Source organism: Polaribacter filamentus (genome assembly GCF_002943715.1).
In the GTDB taxonomy this organism is placed as follows: Bacteria; Bacteroidota; Bacteroidia; order Flavobacteriales; family Flavobacteriaceae; genus Polaribacter; species Polaribacter filamentus.
In genome coordinates this window covers 2,935,467-2,950,674 of the sequence record NZ_MQUA01000013.1, presented here as the reverse complement: position 1 = coordinate 2,950,674, position 15,208 = coordinate 2,935,467, and the positions used below count along the sequence as shown (strand labels likewise).

The 15,208-nt window shown below is 31.2% G+C and carries 15 protein-coding genes; 5 read left to right on the top strand and 10 right to left on the bottom strand.

Annotated features, from left to right (window positions below):
- The first annotated feature begins 51 nt into the window (after positions 1–51).
- The 3 genes from BST83_RS15525 to BST83_RS15515 are packed head-to-tail and all read left to right on the top strand — an operon-like array spanning position 52 to position 2,091.
- A complete protein-coding gene (locus BST83_RS15525) occupies positions 52–1,458 on the top strand; it encodes an MBL fold metallo-hydrolase (RefSeq protein WP_104810574.1) in 1,407 nt (468 codons plus the stop codon).
- 5 nt (positions 1,459–1,463) lie between these two features.
- Positions 1,464–1,829 carry a rhodanese-like domain-containing protein gene (locus BST83_RS15520; RefSeq protein ID WP_240614785.1) on the top strand — a complete coding sequence of 122 codons (366 nt, stop codon included), beginning with the start codon at positions 1,464–1,466 and terminating at the stop codon, positions 1,827–1,829.
- Complete coding sequence (locus BST83_RS15515; RefSeq protein WP_104810573.1) at positions 1,789–2,091, top strand: heavy-metal-associated domain-containing protein; 303 nt, start codon at positions 1,789–1,791, stop codon at positions 2,089–2,091. The genes BST83_RS15520 and BST83_RS15515 overlap by 41 nt, the downstream gene beginning before the upstream one ends.
- A 44-nt stretch (positions 2,092–2,135) precedes the next feature.
- Here the strand turns inward: BST83_RS15515 and BST83_RS15510 are convergent, their stop codons facing one another.
- The 7 genes from BST83_RS15510 to BST83_RS15480 form a co-directional block, all read right to left on the bottom strand.
- Positions 2,136–2,999, bottom strand: coding sequence for a sigma-70 family RNA polymerase sigma factor (locus BST83_RS15510; protein WP_104810572.1), 864 nt, complete (start codon positions 2,997–2,999; stop codon positions 2,136–2,138).
- A 30-nt stretch (positions 3,000–3,029) separates the two neighbouring features.
- Positions 3,030–3,221 carry a hypothetical protein gene (locus tag BST83_RS15505; protein WP_104810571.1) on the bottom strand — a complete coding sequence of 64 codons (192 nt, stop codon included), beginning with the start codon at positions 3,219–3,221 and terminating at the stop codon, positions 3,030–3,032.
- A 301-nt stretch (positions 3,222–3,522) separates the two neighbouring features.
- Positions 3,523–5,871, bottom strand: a complete 2,349-nt coding sequence (locus BST83_RS15500) for a TonB-dependent receptor (RefSeq protein ID WP_104810570.1) — start codon at positions 5,869–5,871, stop codon at positions 3,523–3,525.
- Positions 5,872–6,222: 351 nt separating this feature from the next.
- A complete protein-coding gene (arfB, locus tag BST83_RS15495; RefSeq protein WP_104810569.1) occupies positions 6,223–6,627 on the bottom strand; it encodes an alternative ribosome rescue aminoacyl-tRNA hydrolase ArfB in 405 nt (134 codons plus the stop codon).
- Positions 6,628–6,751: 124 nt separating this feature from the next.
- A complete protein-coding gene (locus BST83_RS15490) occupies positions 6,752–7,354 on the bottom strand; it encodes an AAA family ATPase (RefSeq protein WP_104810568.1) in 603 nt (200 codons plus the stop codon).
- Positions 7,315–7,947: a nicotinamide riboside transporter PnuC gene (gene pnuC / locus BST83_RS15485; protein WP_104810567.1), complete on the bottom strand. Its 633-nt coding sequence runs from the start codon at positions 7,945–7,947 to the stop codon at positions 7,315–7,317. The genes BST83_RS15490 and pnuC overlap by 40 nt, the downstream gene beginning before the upstream one ends.
- Before the next feature lie 186 nt (positions 7,948–8,133).
- The gene (locus BST83_RS15480) at positions 8,134–8,760 is read right to left on the bottom strand and encodes a 4'-phosphopantetheinyl transferase family protein (protein ID WP_104810566.1); all 627 of its coding nucleotides are present in this window, start codon (positions 8,758–8,760) and stop codon (positions 8,134–8,136) included.
- Between the two features lie 61 nt (positions 8,761–8,821).
- On the opposite strand from BST83_RS15480, the gene ahcY reads away from it, so the two are divergent.
- Positions 8,822–10,138, top strand: coding sequence for an adenosylhomocysteinase (gene ahcY / locus BST83_RS15475; protein ID WP_104810565.1), 1,317 nt, complete (start codon positions 8,822–8,824; stop codon positions 10,136–10,138).
- A 333-nt stretch (positions 10,139–10,471) separates the two neighbouring features.
- Positions 10,472–11,902: an SLC13 family permease gene (locus BST83_RS15470; RefSeq protein WP_104810564.1), complete on the top strand. Its 1,431-nt coding sequence runs from the start codon at positions 10,472–10,474 to the stop codon at positions 11,900–11,902.
- Here BST83_RS15470 and BST83_RS15465 read toward each other — a convergent pair.
- Genes BST83_RS15465 through BST83_RS15455 form a run of 3 tightly spaced genes read right to left on the bottom strand, consistent with a single transcriptional unit; the run spans position 11,899 to position 15,181 of the window.
- A complete protein-coding gene (locus BST83_RS15465) occupies positions 11,899–13,434 on the bottom strand; it encodes a YifB family Mg chelatase-like AAA ATPase (protein ID WP_104810563.1) in 1,536 nt (511 codons plus the stop codon). The genes BST83_RS15470 and BST83_RS15465 overlap by 4 nt on opposite strands.
- A 44-nt stretch (positions 13,435–13,478) precedes the next feature.
- Positions 13,479–14,771 carry an HlyD family secretion protein gene (locus BST83_RS15460; protein ID WP_104810562.1) on the bottom strand — a complete coding sequence of 431 codons (1,293 nt, stop codon included), beginning with the start codon at positions 14,769–14,771 and terminating at the stop codon, positions 13,479–13,481.
- Positions 14,772–14,821: 50 nt separating this feature from the next.
- Positions 14,822–15,181, bottom strand: a complete 360-nt coding sequence (locus tag BST83_RS15455) for a four helix bundle protein (protein WP_104810561.1) — start codon at positions 15,179–15,181, stop codon at positions 14,822–14,824.
- Between the last annotated feature and the right edge of the window lie 27 nt (positions 15,182–15,208).

The following is a 15,208-nucleotide window of genomic DNA, read 5'->3' as shown; positions in this document are numbered from 1 at the left end:
TAAAAATTAAGTTTTCAAAGGTATCTTTGAAAATCAACTATATTAAAGAGTATGATAATAGAACAAATTTATACGGGCTGTTTAGCGCAAGGTGCTTATTATGTAGAGAGTAATGGTGAAGTTGCAATTATTGACCCATTAAGAGAAGTGCAAGATTATATAGACAAAGCAACTAAAAATAAAGCAAAAGTAAAATATATTTTCGAAACGCATTTTCATGCGGATTTTGTAAGTGGTCATGTTACTTTATCCGAAAAAACTGGGGCAAAAATTGTGTTTGGTCCAACTGCAAAAACAGCTTTTGAGGCAATCATAGCAAAAGATAATCAGGTTTTTAAAGTAGGCGATATTACAATTACTGTTTTGCACACTCCAGGTCATACCATGGAAAGTTCCTGTTATTTATTGAAAGATAAAGACGGAAAAGATCATGCGCTTTTTAGTGGAGATACGCTGTTTCTAGGTGATGTTGGTAGACCCGATTTAGCTCAAAAAGGAGACGTTACAGAAAAAGATTTAGCAGGTTTTCTGTTTGATAGTTTACGTAATAAGGTAATGACGTTGGCAGATGAAGTTATTGTATACCCCGCACACGGAGCAGGTTCTGCTTGTGGTAAAAATTTGAGCAAAGAAACTGTAGGTACAATTGGTAACCAAAAAGAAACCAATTATGCTTTAAGAGCAAATATGACTAAAGATGAGTTTGTGAAAGAAGTTACAGATGGTTTATTGCCTCCTCCTGCCTATTTTCCTTTAAATGTAAAACTAAATAAAGAAGGATATAAAAATATAGATGAAGTTATCGAAAATAGTGCAAAACCTTTGTCTGTCGAGGGGTTTGAAATTCACGCAAATGAAACTGATGCATTAATTTTAGATGTTCGCCATCAATCAGAATTTATAAAAGGCTTTATACCACAATCTATTTTTGTTGGTTTAGGCGGTACTTTTGCGCCTTGGGTTGGCGCATTGATTAAAGATATTAAACAACCTATTTTGTTAGTAACGCCAGAAGGTGAAGAAAAAGGTACTATTATACGTTTGTCTAGAGTTGGTTTTGATAATGTGTTAGGGTATTTAGAAGGTAGTTTTGACTCTTGGAAAAAAGCAGGTAAGGAAATTGATACCATAACTTCTGTTTCTGCGGATGTTTTATCAAAGAAAATAAATGAAAATGCAGTAGTTTTTGATGTTAGAAAACCAGGAGAATATGAAAGCGAACATCTTAAAATTGCAGAAAATACACCGTTAGACTTTTTAAATAATCATATTTCTGAATTCCCTAAAAAAGGAGATTTTTATGTGCATTGTGCAGGAGGTTATCGTTCTGTAATTGCTGCTTCTATTTTGAAAGCACGCGGATTTCATAATCTTATTGATGTTGATGGCGGTTATGACGCTATTAAAAATACAACCATCGAGAGAACAGCGGCAGTTTGTCCGTCAACCTTAAAATAAATAAAATGAAAAATATATTCAGCTTTTTACTGATAAGTTTCTTTTTTATCAATTGCAATTCACAACAAGAAATAAAATCTATTTCAACATCAGAATTAAAAGTGTTGTTAGAAAAAGAAAATGTACAATTATTAGACGTTAGAACACCGGAAGAAATTGAACTAGGGTTTATAAAAACAGCAAAATTTTCGAATTTTTTTGACACTGATTTTTACACAAAAGCAACAACGCAGTTAGATAAAAATATGCCGGTTTATTTATATTGCAGAAGCGGAAATAGGAGTAGTAAATCCGCAAAAATATTGCAAGAAAAAGGATATCAAGTCTACAGTGTTTTGGGCGGATATAACCAGTGGAAACAAGAAAATTAAAAAAATTACAACAATATATATTCAAATAGAAAATTTAAAGTGTGCTGGTTGTGCCGCAATGATTAAAAAAGGATTATTAAGTTTAGAAAACATAGGTGGAGTTGGTATTGATATTGAAAAATCTATAGTTCCTTTTACATCAATAAAAGATAATTCGGCAGAGGTAAAAGAAAAATTATCAAAACAAGCTATTCAGAAGTTAGCAAGTAAAAAACTCTTTTACATAATATTTAAAGCCCCAAGAATAAACTTGGAGTTTTAAATAAGTATATTTTTAAGTCTTGTCAATTTATGGATAAAGATTTTTTATCCTAAATAAGATTTTAAAAGATGCGTTCTAGACTTAGATTTTAAATTTCTAATTGCTTTTTCTTTTACTTGGCGAACTCTTTCTCTAGATAAATCAAATATTTCTCCGATTTCAGATAAACTATGGGCGGAAGGTAGGTTTATGCCATAAAACATTTTTATTACATTTGCCTCTTTGTAAGATAATGTTTCTAAAGCTCTATCTATTTCTATCGTTAGAGATTGTTTGATTAAATTTTTGTCTGGTCTTGGAGATTCATCAGACTGTATTACGTTGTATAAGTTAGAATCCTCGCCTTCTCTAAACGGAGCGTCCATAGAAACATGTCTTCCAGAGTTTTTTAAAGCTTGTTCTACCGAAGTTTCCGTCATGTCTAACTGTTTTGCAATTTCTTTATGAGTTGGCATACGCTGTTCATTTTGTTCTAATCGAGCATATATTTTTCGTATTTTATTGATACTTCCAATTTTATTTAAAGGCAAACGCACAATTCTTGATTGTTCAGCTAAAGCTTGCATTATAGCTTGACGAATCCACCAAACGGCGTATGAAATAAATTTAAAACCTCTAGTTTCATCAAAACGTTTTGCAGCTTTTACCAAACCTAAATTACCTTCATTTATTAAATCAGATAATTTTAATCCTTGGCCTTGATACTGTTTAGCCACAGAAACAACAAATCTTAAATTTGCTTGTACAAGTTTGTTTAACGCTTTATCATCACCTTTTTTTATTTTCAAAGCTAATTCTACTTCTTCATCAGCGGTAATAAGTCCAATTTTACTAATTTCTTGAAAATATTTCTCTAAAGACTTTGAATCACGGTTGGTAACTTGTTTAACAATTTTAAGTTGTCTCATATATTATATTGATTTTTTTTGAAGTTAATTTTAAATAAATAAGTTGCAATCATCACTTTTTTTAACTTCTCCATAATAAGTAACTCTTTGCGTATGGATTGTTTTAAACGGAATGCCTAAAAAATATTTTTTGATGTACGTAACTCTTGAGTTTAGCATTCCCATTGCAGAAGAATAGTATTTTTGATATTTAATTTTTCTTTTAATGTGAAATATTTTCATAAGTATGTTTTAAAAAGTGTGAACCACTTTTTAATTAAGAATTTAGTATTGAAATGTGTGTAATTTCTTAAAAAAAATGTGAAACGGAAAAACTAGAAAGCAGTAGGAATAAGTTTACCAAAATGATTTTTAAAAATGAAAAAATCAAAATTATAAACGAAGAGGTTTCTTTTATTTTAAGTACAATAGTTTTTCGTGAATCACGAAGATACGAAAAAACGAGCGATTTTCAACAGAAAACGCTCGTTTTGTTTGTTTTTAGATCATTTTTAATCAATTATGATTAAAAAATGGTTTTTCTCTAAAATCTTAAGGTAACTCCAATTAAGAAGTTCCTTGTAGCTTGCGGATAATATCCTGCACCATCTAAAGTGGTTATTGTATTTGGGTCAGACCAATTGTCATCATACGTGTAATAGTAACCTCTGTCTACATATTCTGCATTAAAAATGTTATTTATCAGCGCAGAAAACACCACAGATTTAAAAATTTTAGTTGTTTTTAGTTCGTAAACCATATTTATATCAGAAGTAAAATAGCTATCTAAAACATCGTTGTTAGAAATTATACTACTAAAATTACTCATCAATTGTTGGCCAACATATTTTGATAAAAATGAAAGCTGTAAATTTTCTATTGGTTGATAGGTGAAAATAGCACCAATAATTACATCAGGAGAAAAAGAAATGTCTGTGTTTCCTATACTTTCTGGTTCTTCAACGCCATCTCTAGTAATAAAAAAGTCTCTGTTTTTATTGTTGCTAAAAGCTGCATTTGGTTTTATAGAAAATTGATCAGACAATTTAATATCGGCATCAATTTCTAAACCCAATCTATAACTACTTCCAGATGTAGCTCTTACTGGTTGGCCAACATCATCTAAAGCGCCTGTTAAAACTAACTGATTTTTATAATCCATATAGTAGATATTCGTGTTTAATTTGATGTTTTCATTTTTTAAACGCCAACCAAATTCTAAATCGTTTAAGGTTTCTGGTTGCGTAATTCCGCCTTCAAAATCATTTCTATTAGGTTCTCTATTAGCCACGGCAAAAGAGGTGTAAAGATTATTGCTTTCATTGATTTTGTATGTAAATCCAAACTTAGGGTTAAAGAAATTAAAGTTTGCATCCACATTAATAGGAACAATATCATTTGTAATTCCTGCGGTTTGATAACTAACAAATCTTCCTTGTATATCTGCATATCCAGACAATTTATCGGTAATACTAAAAGTTGCTTTTGCAAAGATTGAAAAGTCGGTTTTTTTAGCATCAGAAAAATAATAACGGTCTCTAATACTTGCATTTGGCGCTAAATTTTCTCCCCAAATTACTTCGCCAAAATGATCTCCCGTATAATGAGAGTAAGAAGCTCCTGTTATAAAATTAACTTTATCAGTTTTATAATTCGTATTGAAATTTACTACATAAAAATCATTGTCTAACCAACGTCTTACAATTACATCAGTTCCATCTTCAATTAAATTACCATAATCTGCGGCATCTCTTTCTGATTTAAATTGCTCAAAGAATCCCGATCCTTTGGTGTAGTTTAAAGCAACATTTGTAGACCAATTTTCGCTAATTTTCTCATTCCAATGCAATTGATAATGATTCTGATTGTAATCATCTACTTCATTATCGTAGGTATATGGATTTTGTCTTCGGTCTTCCCTTAGTTGCTCAGCGGTTAAGCCTTCCCAAGCTTGGTACGTTTTCTCTTTTCCACCAAAAGTGATGGCTTTTATCAACGTATTTTTATCCGAATAACTTCCTTGTAAATAGTACGATTTTAAATCAGCAAAAGCTCTATCTACATAACCGTCAGAATAAATATTAGACAAACGACCCGCAATTTCTATGTGATCATCAATCTTTCCGGTACTAAATTTAACGGTGTGTTTTCGTGTATTAAAAGAACCAAAAGAATTAGAAATTTCTCCAAAAGACTCTTCGGAAACAGCATCCGTTAAAATGTTTAAACTCGCGCCAAAAGCTCCAGAACCGTTTGTTGATGTTCCTACGCCACGCTGCAATTGCAAGTTTTCTGTAGAAGAAGCAAAATCGCCTAAATTCACCCAAAAAGTTCCATGACTTTCTGAATCGTTATAAGGAATTCCGTTTACGGTTACATTAATTCGCTCGCTATTAGAACCACGCACGCTCATGTATGTATAGCCAACTCCTGCGCCAGCATCGGATGACGAAACAACAGAAGGCATGTAGTTTAGTAAAATAGGAATATCTTGACCTAAATTACGTTTGGCAATTTCCTTTTTGGATACGTTAGAAAATGTAACCGGAACATCTGCATTTACACGAACTGCAGAAACCAATACTTCTTCTAAAACTGTTGAATCTGGTACTAAAGTAAATTTGATTTCATCGTTTTTGATGAAAGAAATTTCTTTAGAAACTGTTTTGTAACCAATAAATGAAATTTGAATTGTGTACTTCCCTTTTGGAAGATTTAGATTGAACTTTCCATCAAAATCTGTGGAAGTTCCTTGTTTAGATTCTTTTACCAAAATAGTTGTTCCTGGTAAAGATTCATTGTTTTCATCTACTACTTTTCCTTTAAGTGTAAATGTCTGGGCGTTTACAAGTATACTTGTAAACAAGAATAAAAAAAAGATGTTTTTTTTCATTTTAAAAAATTTTAAAACGAATAAAAAGAGGTAATTATTCTTGTGATTAATATTGAATAATTTGTGTGTAATTACGAAGAGTTTACAACGTAGTAATCTCATCAAAATAAAGATTATTTCAGTTAAACTTTGTAATTACTTTGCAATAAATTCCTAAACAGCATTACCTGTTCTAGGTTCAATGGGTATGATCTCAGCCGTATAAAAAGTTTTGATTTTTTAATTTTGAATGATTAGTTACTAATAACTATCAACTAAAAACGTACAACTCTAATTTAGCACCCCTTTATGAGAACATTGCAAAATTAAGTTGGAATTTTTTAATAGGAAACAAAAAAGTGATTTTTTATTCTAATCTAATTTTGGTTTTTTTCTCAAGGCCTTTTTTACTGAAGTTCTTTGTTTGTTTTCAGCTTTTCTTTTGATGGAAGTTTTACTAGGTTTTGTAAGTCTTCTTTTTTTAGGGCGAATTAAATTTGTTTTAATCAAGCTTAAAAAACGCTTGATAGCAAGGTCTTTATTTCGATGTTGAGAACGCGTTTCTTCACAAAAAAGAATCAATACATTTTCTTTGGTTAATTTGGATGAAAGTTTGGTTTTTAAAAGCTCTTTTTGTGCATCAGAAAGGGAAATGGAGTTTTCTAAATCGAACGTTAATTCAATTTTAGAGGATGTTTTATTTACATGTTGCCCACCAGCACCAGAACTTCTTATGGCTTTAAAATTGAGTTCTTTTTGGATGTTTTCTGAATTCATTTTTTTTGGAAAGGCAATAGAATAATGTTGAAAGAAAATAGATGTATGTCTGTTTTATACTTCTTTTAATTAATACTGATAAGAATTATAAAGTTACTTAAATTTTGATAAAAAATAGGCATATTTAAATTAACAACGAATCTGAGAATGAACTTAGATTTTCTTTATCTGCAATAATTTTATCAATAGCTTTTGTTGCATTTTTTAATCGAGTTTCTTTATCGCCTTTTAATAAAATATAATTACGATTGTGTTTCTTTAGAGCGTTTTCAAAAGCGGTAAACATTTCTAAACGTAAACCGGGTCTATCTCGTAAATCATCTTCTTCCCAAGGTGTGTCTATGTATGTTAATAAATACAAATCATATTGATTTTTTTTAGCAGCTTTGTCTAAATTTTCATCCACAAAACCACCGTAATATTCTTCTGAATAGACTTTTGTTTCTAGCAAATCAGTATCACAAATCAAGACTTTATCGGCTTTTTTGGCCAATTTGTTTTCTAGTTTTATTTGGCCAAATGCAATTTCAATCAAATCTTCTGCTTCACAAGTTTTACGTTCGTTATTCCATTTTTTTTGCAGGTAATCTCTTGCAAATTCTGGCGCCCAAACCGTATTGTAATAACGTGCTAATTGTTTTGAAAGTGTTGTTTTTCCTGTAGATTCTGGACCAAATAAAACAACTTTTACGATGTTAATTGGGTCTTGTCTAAGCTTCTTTTCCATGCTAAATAACCAAATATTGCTATAAATGTAAATCCTAAATATTGAAAACTTGTAAAAGTAAATCCTTTATAAAAATATAAAGGTACAGAAATGATGTTTCCTGCGATCCAAAATAACCAATTTTCTATTTTACGTTTTGCCATTAACCACATGCCCACAAAGAAAATTGCAGTTGTAATGGTATCTGCATACGCAACCCATGAGGTCCATCTGTCAAAATAATTATAAACGATAAACACAAAAAGAAGCGTTGCGAAAAAGATGTAAATGGATGTTTTTTTCTCTTTTGGAGTGGTTCTTGAAATCGGAGTTACATGCGTTTCATCAACTTTACGAGTCCAGATATACCAACCATAAACACTCATAATAAAGTAATATCCGTTAATCATCATATCACCTAAAAGTTCCCATTTTAAAAGAAGATATACAAAAATGGAGGTGCTAATCATACCGGTTGGAAATACCCAAATTTTATTTTGTTTAGAATACCAAACGGATAAAAAACCAAAAATTACGGCAATAATTTCTAAAGTAGTTTCTGTGGTTGAATAGGTTTTATATTGACCAAAAAAGAAATCAAAAATTTCTGTCATTTTATTCTATAGAGATTTATAAAAAGTCAAAAGTAAGAAGTTCATTTTAATTTTGATGTTTTTTTTACCACAATAGAAACATAGTTTAGTTAGAAAAACGGTGTAGCGTGAATAATGAGATTACTTTTAGCGTCGAAAAGACAAGTTTTATAAGACGGTTAATCTTAAATTTTAAACCTTGAACTTTTAAAAAGCGAACACACACGTAAATCCTTCAAACTCTAAAAACTGGATGTTATAAGAAGTTAATTTCCCGTCAAAACGGATTTCACCAGTAGTTTTTTGATCCTCAAAATTAAAATCATTTATATAAATATGATGTAAAAAAAGCAATTTTTTCTTTCCGTATATTTTATACAAACTCTCCTTTGCGCCCCAAACAATAGTTAGTTTACTTATTAAAGCATCAACATTTGCAATGGTTTTGTATTCCTCAATTGGCGTAAATTTGTGCGCAATTTTTAAGATTTTTTCACGCTGTTTTTCAACGTCAATTCCTACAGGACTTTTATCAGAAAAAATAATGGCAGTAAATGTAAAAGAATGTGTGATGGAAATATGCCTTCCGTTGGTTAAATGAGGTTTTCCAAAATCATCATAATTTATATCAGTATCCGTTAAATTAATTTCCTTTAGCAAATGTCGTATGCTTAAAAAGCCTTTTTGATGCAAATTAGACTTCATAGAATTTAATCTAGTTTTACTGTTTTCGGATAAACTAATTCCTTTGTGTAAATCCTCGATAGATTCTTCTATCTTCCAAATTAGGACTTTAGTCGTTTTGCCAATCGTTAATGTTTTGTAAAGAGCCATAGTTTTTAAAATGGTTGTTGTAACTTTGTAATCGAAAAAAATAGATTTAAATATACAAAATATGAGCACAAAAACCGCTACTTATATCCCTTTTAAAGTGAAAGATATTTCTTTGGCCGATTGGGGAAGAAAAGAAATGAATTTGGCAGAAGCAGAAATGCCAGGATTAATGGCTTTGAGAGAAGAATTTAAAGACAGTCAACCTTTAAAAGGCGCTAGAATCGCAGGTTGTTTGCACATGACGATTCAAACTGCCGTTTTAATAGAAACTTTACAAGCTTTAGGAGCAGAAGTTACTTGGAGTTCTTGTAATATTTTTTCTACACAAGATCAAGCTGCTGCTGCAATTGCTGCTGCAGGAACTGAAGTGTATGCTTGGAAAGATATGACCGAAGAAGAATTTGATTGGTGTATAGAACAGACGTTGTTTTTTGGTGAAGACAAAAAACCATTAAACTTAATCTTAGATGATGGCGGAGATTTAACAAATATGGTTTTAGATCGTTATCCAGAATTAGCTGCAGGAATCAATGGTTTATCAGAAGAAACTACAACGGGAGTTCATAGATTGTATGACAGAGTTAAAGCAGGAACTTTGCCAATGCCAGCAATTAACGTAAACGATTCTGTTACAAAATCTAAGTTTGATAATAAATATGGTTGTAGAGAATCTGCAGTAGATGCAATTCGTAGAGCAACCGATATTATGTTAGCTGGTAAACGTGTAACTGTTTGTGGTTACGGTGATGTTGGTAAGGGAACAGCAGCTTCTTTTAAAGGTGCAGGTTCTATTGTAACTGTTACAGAAATCGATCCTATTTGTGCTTTACAAGCTGCAATGGACGGTTTTGAAGTAAAAAGATTAGAAACTGTTATTGCAAATTCTGATATTATTATTACAACTACAGGTAACAAAGATATTATTCAAGGTCATCATTTCGAAGCAATGAAAGACAAAGTGATTGTTGCTAATATTGGGCATTTCGATAATGAAATCGACATGGCTTGGTTAAACAAAAACTACGGTCATACAAAAGACACTATCAAACCTCAAGTTGATAAATATGTTATTGACGGCAAAGATATTATTCTTTTGGCAGAAGGACGTTTAGTAAACTTAGGTTGTGCAACTGGTCATCCAAGTTTTGTAATGTCTAATTCATTTACAAATCAAACGTTGGCGCAAATAGAATTGTGGACAAACAGAGATGCTTATGAAAATTTAGTGTATATGTTACCAAAACATTTAGATGAAAAAGTAGCGTTTTTACACTTAGCAAAAATAGGAGTAGAGCTTACAGAGTTGCGTTCAGATCAAGCATCATATATTGGTGTAACTGTAGACGGGCCATTTAAGCCAGAACATTATAGATACTAAAAATGGTTAATAGTTTTTAGTTGCTAGTTAATGGTTTCTAAAAATTTGAACTATCTGTCATTGCGAGGAAGTAATGACTTGGCAATCTCATTCTTAGATTGTAAAATATATAAAAACCCTTGCATTAATTTGTAAGGGTTTTTTCTTTTTGGGCGTTTTAACAGGCTTTCACTACTCGCTTTTTTGTTTAAAAAAACAAAAAGAGCTCAAACAGCCCGTTCAATCCTTAACGCAGATTCTCGTATTTATAAAATTATATTATTTTGATTAAAAAATTATCAATAAAGTTCCTAAGACTTTTGCTAATTTAGCGCGGAAATTAATCAATCTAAAATGCACATAGCCAAAAAAATAGGACTTCTTCTAGGGCCCATATTGTTTTTTATTGTCGTAAATCTTCCGTTCTTTTTGATATCAGAAAAAGGAGACGCTGTAATAGCAGTTGCACTTTGGATGGTAATTTGGTGGATTACAGAAACCGTAAATATCGCTGTTACTGCCTTGTTGCCATTAATTTTATTTCCGCTTTTAAAAGTCATGGAAATTGATGCTGTTGGCGCAAATTATGGAAGTCCGATTATATTCTTATTCTTTGGTGGTTTTATATTGGCTTTGGCTTTAGAAAAAGTAAACCTGCATAAAAGAATTGCTTTAAATATTGTAAAATTTACAGGCACAACGCCTAATAAAGTAGTGTTGGGTTTTATGATTGCAACTGGTTTTATGAGTATGTGGATAAGCAATACGGCAGCTACAGTGGTAATGTTGCCAATTGCAATATCCGTTATAAAACTATTAATAGACGATAAAGACGGCTTTACAAAAGGCGATAAAAATTTTGCGTTGAGTATTATGTTAGGTATCGCTTTTGCTGCAAATGCTGGCGGAATTGCCACCGTTATTGGAACACCACCAAACTCGGTTTTAATCGGACTTTTAGAAAATCAATATAATATTCAAATTTCTTTTTTAACTTGGATGAGTTTTGGTTTACCGTTTTCAATAATTATGATTGTTGCAGTCTATTTTGTATTGGTAAAATTGATGTTTCCAAGTAAAGGCATTTTGTTTTCAGCATCAGCAAATTTAATTACGGATGAAGTAGTGAAACTTGGTAAAATATCCAAGGAGGAAAAAAGAGTTTTATTAATTTTTGGAATTACTGTTTTTTTATGGGTTACGAGAACCATTATTAACAATATTTTTCCTAATTTAAAATTATCAGATACTATTATCAGTTTAATTGGTGCAGTTTCTTTATTTGCAATTCCTATGAATTTTCATAAAAGAAATTTTATCTTAAAATGGAAAGACACAGAAAAATTAGCATGGGGAATTCTACTGCTTTTTGGAGGTGGTTTAGCACTCGCAAATGCAATGGATTCTAGTGGTTTGGTTGCTTTAATTACAGATTCAATTGCTGCTGGAAATCTTAATGTTTTAGTAACCGTTTCTTTGTTAATTATCTTAATGTTATTTATGACCGAATTAATGAGCAACGTTGCTTTAATTTCTGTTTTAGCTCCTGTTGTGGCAGGTATTGCAATTGGTTTAAATATTCCTATTTTAAATTTATTAATTCCGGTTACAATGGCAAGCAGTTGTGCATTTATGCTGCCAATGGCAACGCCACCAAACGCAATTGTTTTTGCAAGTGGTTATGTAAAAGTGAATCAAATGGTAAAAGCAGGAATTGTTTTAAACCTAATTGCTGTAGGCTTATTAATTTTGTATTATCAGTTTGTGATTCCGTTGTTTTTTTAACCCAACCAACCATCTCTATCCAAACTTCTATATTGAATTGCTTCTGCAATATGATCTGGAGAAATGTCTGTAGTATTTGCTAAATCAGCAATCGTTCTAGAAACTTTTAAAATTCGGTCATACGCTCTGGCTGAAAGGTTTAATTTTTCCATCGCTGTTTTTAAAAGTGATAAACTTTCTGGTGATAATTTACAGTATTTCCGAATTTGTTTTACACTCATTTGCGCATTATAATGTACGTTTTCAAAATCTTTAAATCTTTCGGATTGTCTTTCTCTTGAGGCTGTTACTCGTTTTCTAATTTCTACGGATGATTCTCCTTTTCGTTCCTCTGTTAGTTTTTCAAACGGAACAGGAGTAACCTCTATATGGATATCAATTCTGTCTAACAAAGGTCCAGAAATCTTACTTAAATATCGTTGCATTTCTTGAGGTGAAGAAGTCATTGGCGAACTCGGATCATTAAAATATCCAGACGGACTGGGATTCATGCTTGCCACCAACATAAAACTACAAGGATAGGTTACCGTAAATTTAGCTCTAGAAATAGTAACATCTCGGTCTTCTAAAGGTTGACGCATAACTTCTAAAACCGATCTTTTAAATTCTGGTAATTCGTCTAAAAATAGAACACCATTATGAGAAAGTGAGATTTCTCCTGGTTGTGGATATTGGCCTCCACCAACCAAAGCAACATCAGAAATTGTATGATGTGGACTTCTAAAAGGTCTTTGAAATAGCAATCCATTATTTTTTGTTTTACCAACTACAGAATGAATTTTTGTGGTTTCTAATGCTTCCTGCAGCGTCATTGGGGGTAAAATGGATGGTAATCTTTTTGCTAACATTGTTTTTCCAGAACCTGGAGGACCAATTAAAATGATATTATGTCCGCCAGCTGCAGCAATTTCCATACAACGTTTTATAGATTCTTGTCCTTTTACATCCGAAAAATCAAACTCAGGAAAATCGATGTTTTTATAAAATTCTGCTCTTGTATCAACAATTGTAGATTCAATTATTTTATCACCATTAAAATGATTGATAACTTCCATGATATTTTCTACTCCTAAAACTTCTAAATCATCTACAATTGCAGCTTCTTTAGCATTGTCTTTTGGTAAAATAAAATATTTATAACCTTCTTCGCGCGCTTTTATTGCAATAGGTAGGGCTCCTCTTATAGGCTGTAAACTTCCATCCAAAGAAAGCTCGCCCATAATAATATATTCATCAATATTGGTAGATTTTATTTGGTTGGATGCAGTAAGAATTCCCATTGCCAAAGTTAAATCATAAGCAGCGCCTTCTTTTCTAATATCGGCAGGTGCCATATTGATAATTATTTTTTTTCCAGGAAGTTTAAAGTTGTTGTTGTTTAAAGCAGCAGAAATCCGATATGAACTTTCACTAACAGCTTTGTCTGGCAAACCAACTAAATGGTAACCAATTCCTTTATCTATATTAACTTCAACAGTAATTGTGGCGGCTTCAATACCAAAAACGGCAGAACCATAAACTTTGACTAGCATTTTTTTTCTTTGCTTAAAGATAGAAAAATAAAGAGAAATGTAAACTATCGTTTCATAATTTTATTAAACTGATAAAAGAAACGCTGAATTAAACGTAAATCTTCTGTTACAATATCTGCTGTTCCACGCATTTCTTGTTTGAACTCTATTTCTTTATTATAAGAGGTTATTAATTTTTCAGGAAGTGAAACGTCAATGGTGTAAAAACCATCTGTGGTTGAAATTTCAGAAATATGATTTACAGTTCCTTTTAAAACCCCAAATTCATAATCTGGATAATTTTGAAGCTTGATATTTACGATTTGTCCGATTTTTACTTTTCCTAAATTTTGCGCAGGCGTTTTCAATTTGGCAATAAAAGCAGCATTTTCATTCGGAATAATTGTAAAAACTAAAGCACCTTGATTTACTGTTTGATTCTGACTCCAATAATTTAAAAAAGAAACTTTTCCATTTATTTTAGCACTTAACACATACCGCATTTCCCAATCTTTAATACTTTTTTTCAGTTGATTAAAAGACTGAATTACGTTTTTAAGCAATGTCATTTCTTCTCTAATACGAGATATTTCTGTTCCTTTTGAGGTTCTTTTACTATTAGAAATAGCTTCTCTTACTTGAGAAATAGCAGCAGTCATATTTTTATAATTGCGTTCTGCCCTTAAGTATTCTATTTGCTTGGTTTCATATTCTTTTTTTGAAATTACTCCTTTGTTGAATAGCGATTTACTTCTTTCTAAATCTTTTTGGTTGAATTCTAATTCTCTTTTATGTAATATTTTTTGAGATTGAATATTGTTTAACCTTCTCGTTAATTCTGATGTAGTAATTTTATTTGCAATGGCTTCGTTAGAAAATGGATCTAATTCTTTATTTAAAAGATAGTTGATATAATTATTCTCAAAAATAGCAAAGTTAGTTTCAATAGCTCCTAAAAATAAAATTGGAAGTTTGTTGATTGGAAAAATAAAAGATGTTTTTTGCACTTTAATGGTATCAACAATTGATTTTAAAAAGAATACATCTGAATAATTAGCTGTATTTTCTATAATTGCGAGTGACTCACCTTCAATGACATTCTGTGCATCTTTTACAAATAGGGTATCAATTTTCCCTGTAACTCTAGCAAATTCTTTTTGTGGCGGAATTTCAGTTGTAATAATTGCTTCTGAAGTAATAATATCTGGATATTTAACAAGCCAAGACAATGCTAAAAGCATTACAATTAAAAACAAGAATAGCGTATTTCCCCAACGAATCATCCAATTGGGTACTTTCGTTAGAATCTCTTGGACTTCTTCACTTCTTAATTCTATGTCTTTTAAATTAGTGTTCATTTTTTAAATTAGGAATTAGGAATTACGGATTTTGAATTACGAATTTCAAATTATGAATTACGCGCTTTTGTTGTTTTTTGTATTGAACCAATAATGCGAAGTAATTCCTCACATTTTTCAATAAGCATAATGCTTTCTTCCTTAGAAATATAAGCACTGTCTCTTAATAATCGTAACCAATAATGTGTTTCTCTTGCTTCTTTATAGGATATCGATAATTTGTGGAGAAAATCTTTGGTGCTTTGTCCGCCAATAGCCTCTTCAATATTAGCGCCTATAGAGGTGCCGCTTCTTAAAATTTGTTTAGAAAGTATATACTCATTTTTATTTTTAGATAAATTCTGAAAAAGTTTTATGCATAACAAAGCAAACTCATAACTCTTTATTTGTACAATATTGTCTTTCTTCATCTATTCTCTTTTTGATTCCCAATTCGT

Bases quoted from the DNA above. Each gene is read 5' to 3' on its own strand.
- BST83_RS15525 (WP_104810574.1), top strand. From the start codon at position 52: ATGATAATAGAACAAATTTATACGGGCTGTTTAGCGCAAGGTGCTTAT.
- BST83_RS15520 (WP_240614785.1), top strand. From the start codon at position 1,464: ATGAAAAATATATTCAGCTTTTTACTGATAAGTTTCTTTTTTATCAAT.
- BST83_RS15510 (WP_104810572.1), bottom strand. From the start codon at position 2,999: ATGAGACAACTTAAAATTGTTAAACAAGTTACCAACCGTGATTCAAAG.
- BST83_RS15505 (WP_104810571.1), bottom strand. From the start codon at position 3,221: ATGAAAATATTTCACATTAAAAGAAAAATTAAATATCAAAAATACTAT.
- BST83_RS15500 (WP_104810570.1), bottom strand. From the start codon at position 5,871: ATGAAAAAAAACATCTTTTTTTTATTCTTGTTTACAAGTATACTTGTA.
- arfB (WP_104810569.1), bottom strand. From the start codon at position 6,627: ATGAATTCAGAAAACATCCAAAAAGAACTCAATTTTAAAGCCATAAGA.
- BST83_RS15490 (WP_104810568.1), bottom strand. From the start codon at position 7,354: ATGGAAAAGAAGCTTAGACAAGACCCAATTAACATCGTAAAAGTTGTT.
- pnuC (WP_104810567.1), bottom strand. From the start codon at position 7,947: ATGACAGAAATTTTTGATTTCTTTTTTGGTCAATATAAAACCTATTCA.
- BST83_RS15480 (WP_104810566.1), bottom strand. From the start codon at position 8,760: ATGGCTCTTTACAAAACATTAACGATTGGCAAAACGACTAAAGTCCTA.
- ahcY (WP_104810565.1), top strand. From the start codon at position 8,822: ATGAGCACAAAAACCGCTACTTATATCCCTTTTAAAGTGAAAGATATT.
- BST83_RS15470 (WP_104810564.1), top strand. From the start codon at position 10,472: ATGCACATAGCCAAAAAAATAGGACTTCTTCTAGGGCCCATATTGTTT.
- BST83_RS15465 (WP_104810563.1), bottom strand. From the start codon at position 13,434: ATGCTAGTCAAAGTTTATGGTTCTGCCGTTTTTGGTATTGAAGCCGCC.
- BST83_RS15460 (WP_104810562.1), bottom strand. From the start codon at position 14,771: ATGAACACTAATTTAAAAGACATAGAATTAAGAAGTGAAGAAGTCCAA.
- BST83_RS15455 (WP_104810561.1), bottom strand. From the start codon at position 15,181: ATGAAGAAAGACAATATTGTACAAATAAAGAGTTATGAGTTTGCTTTG.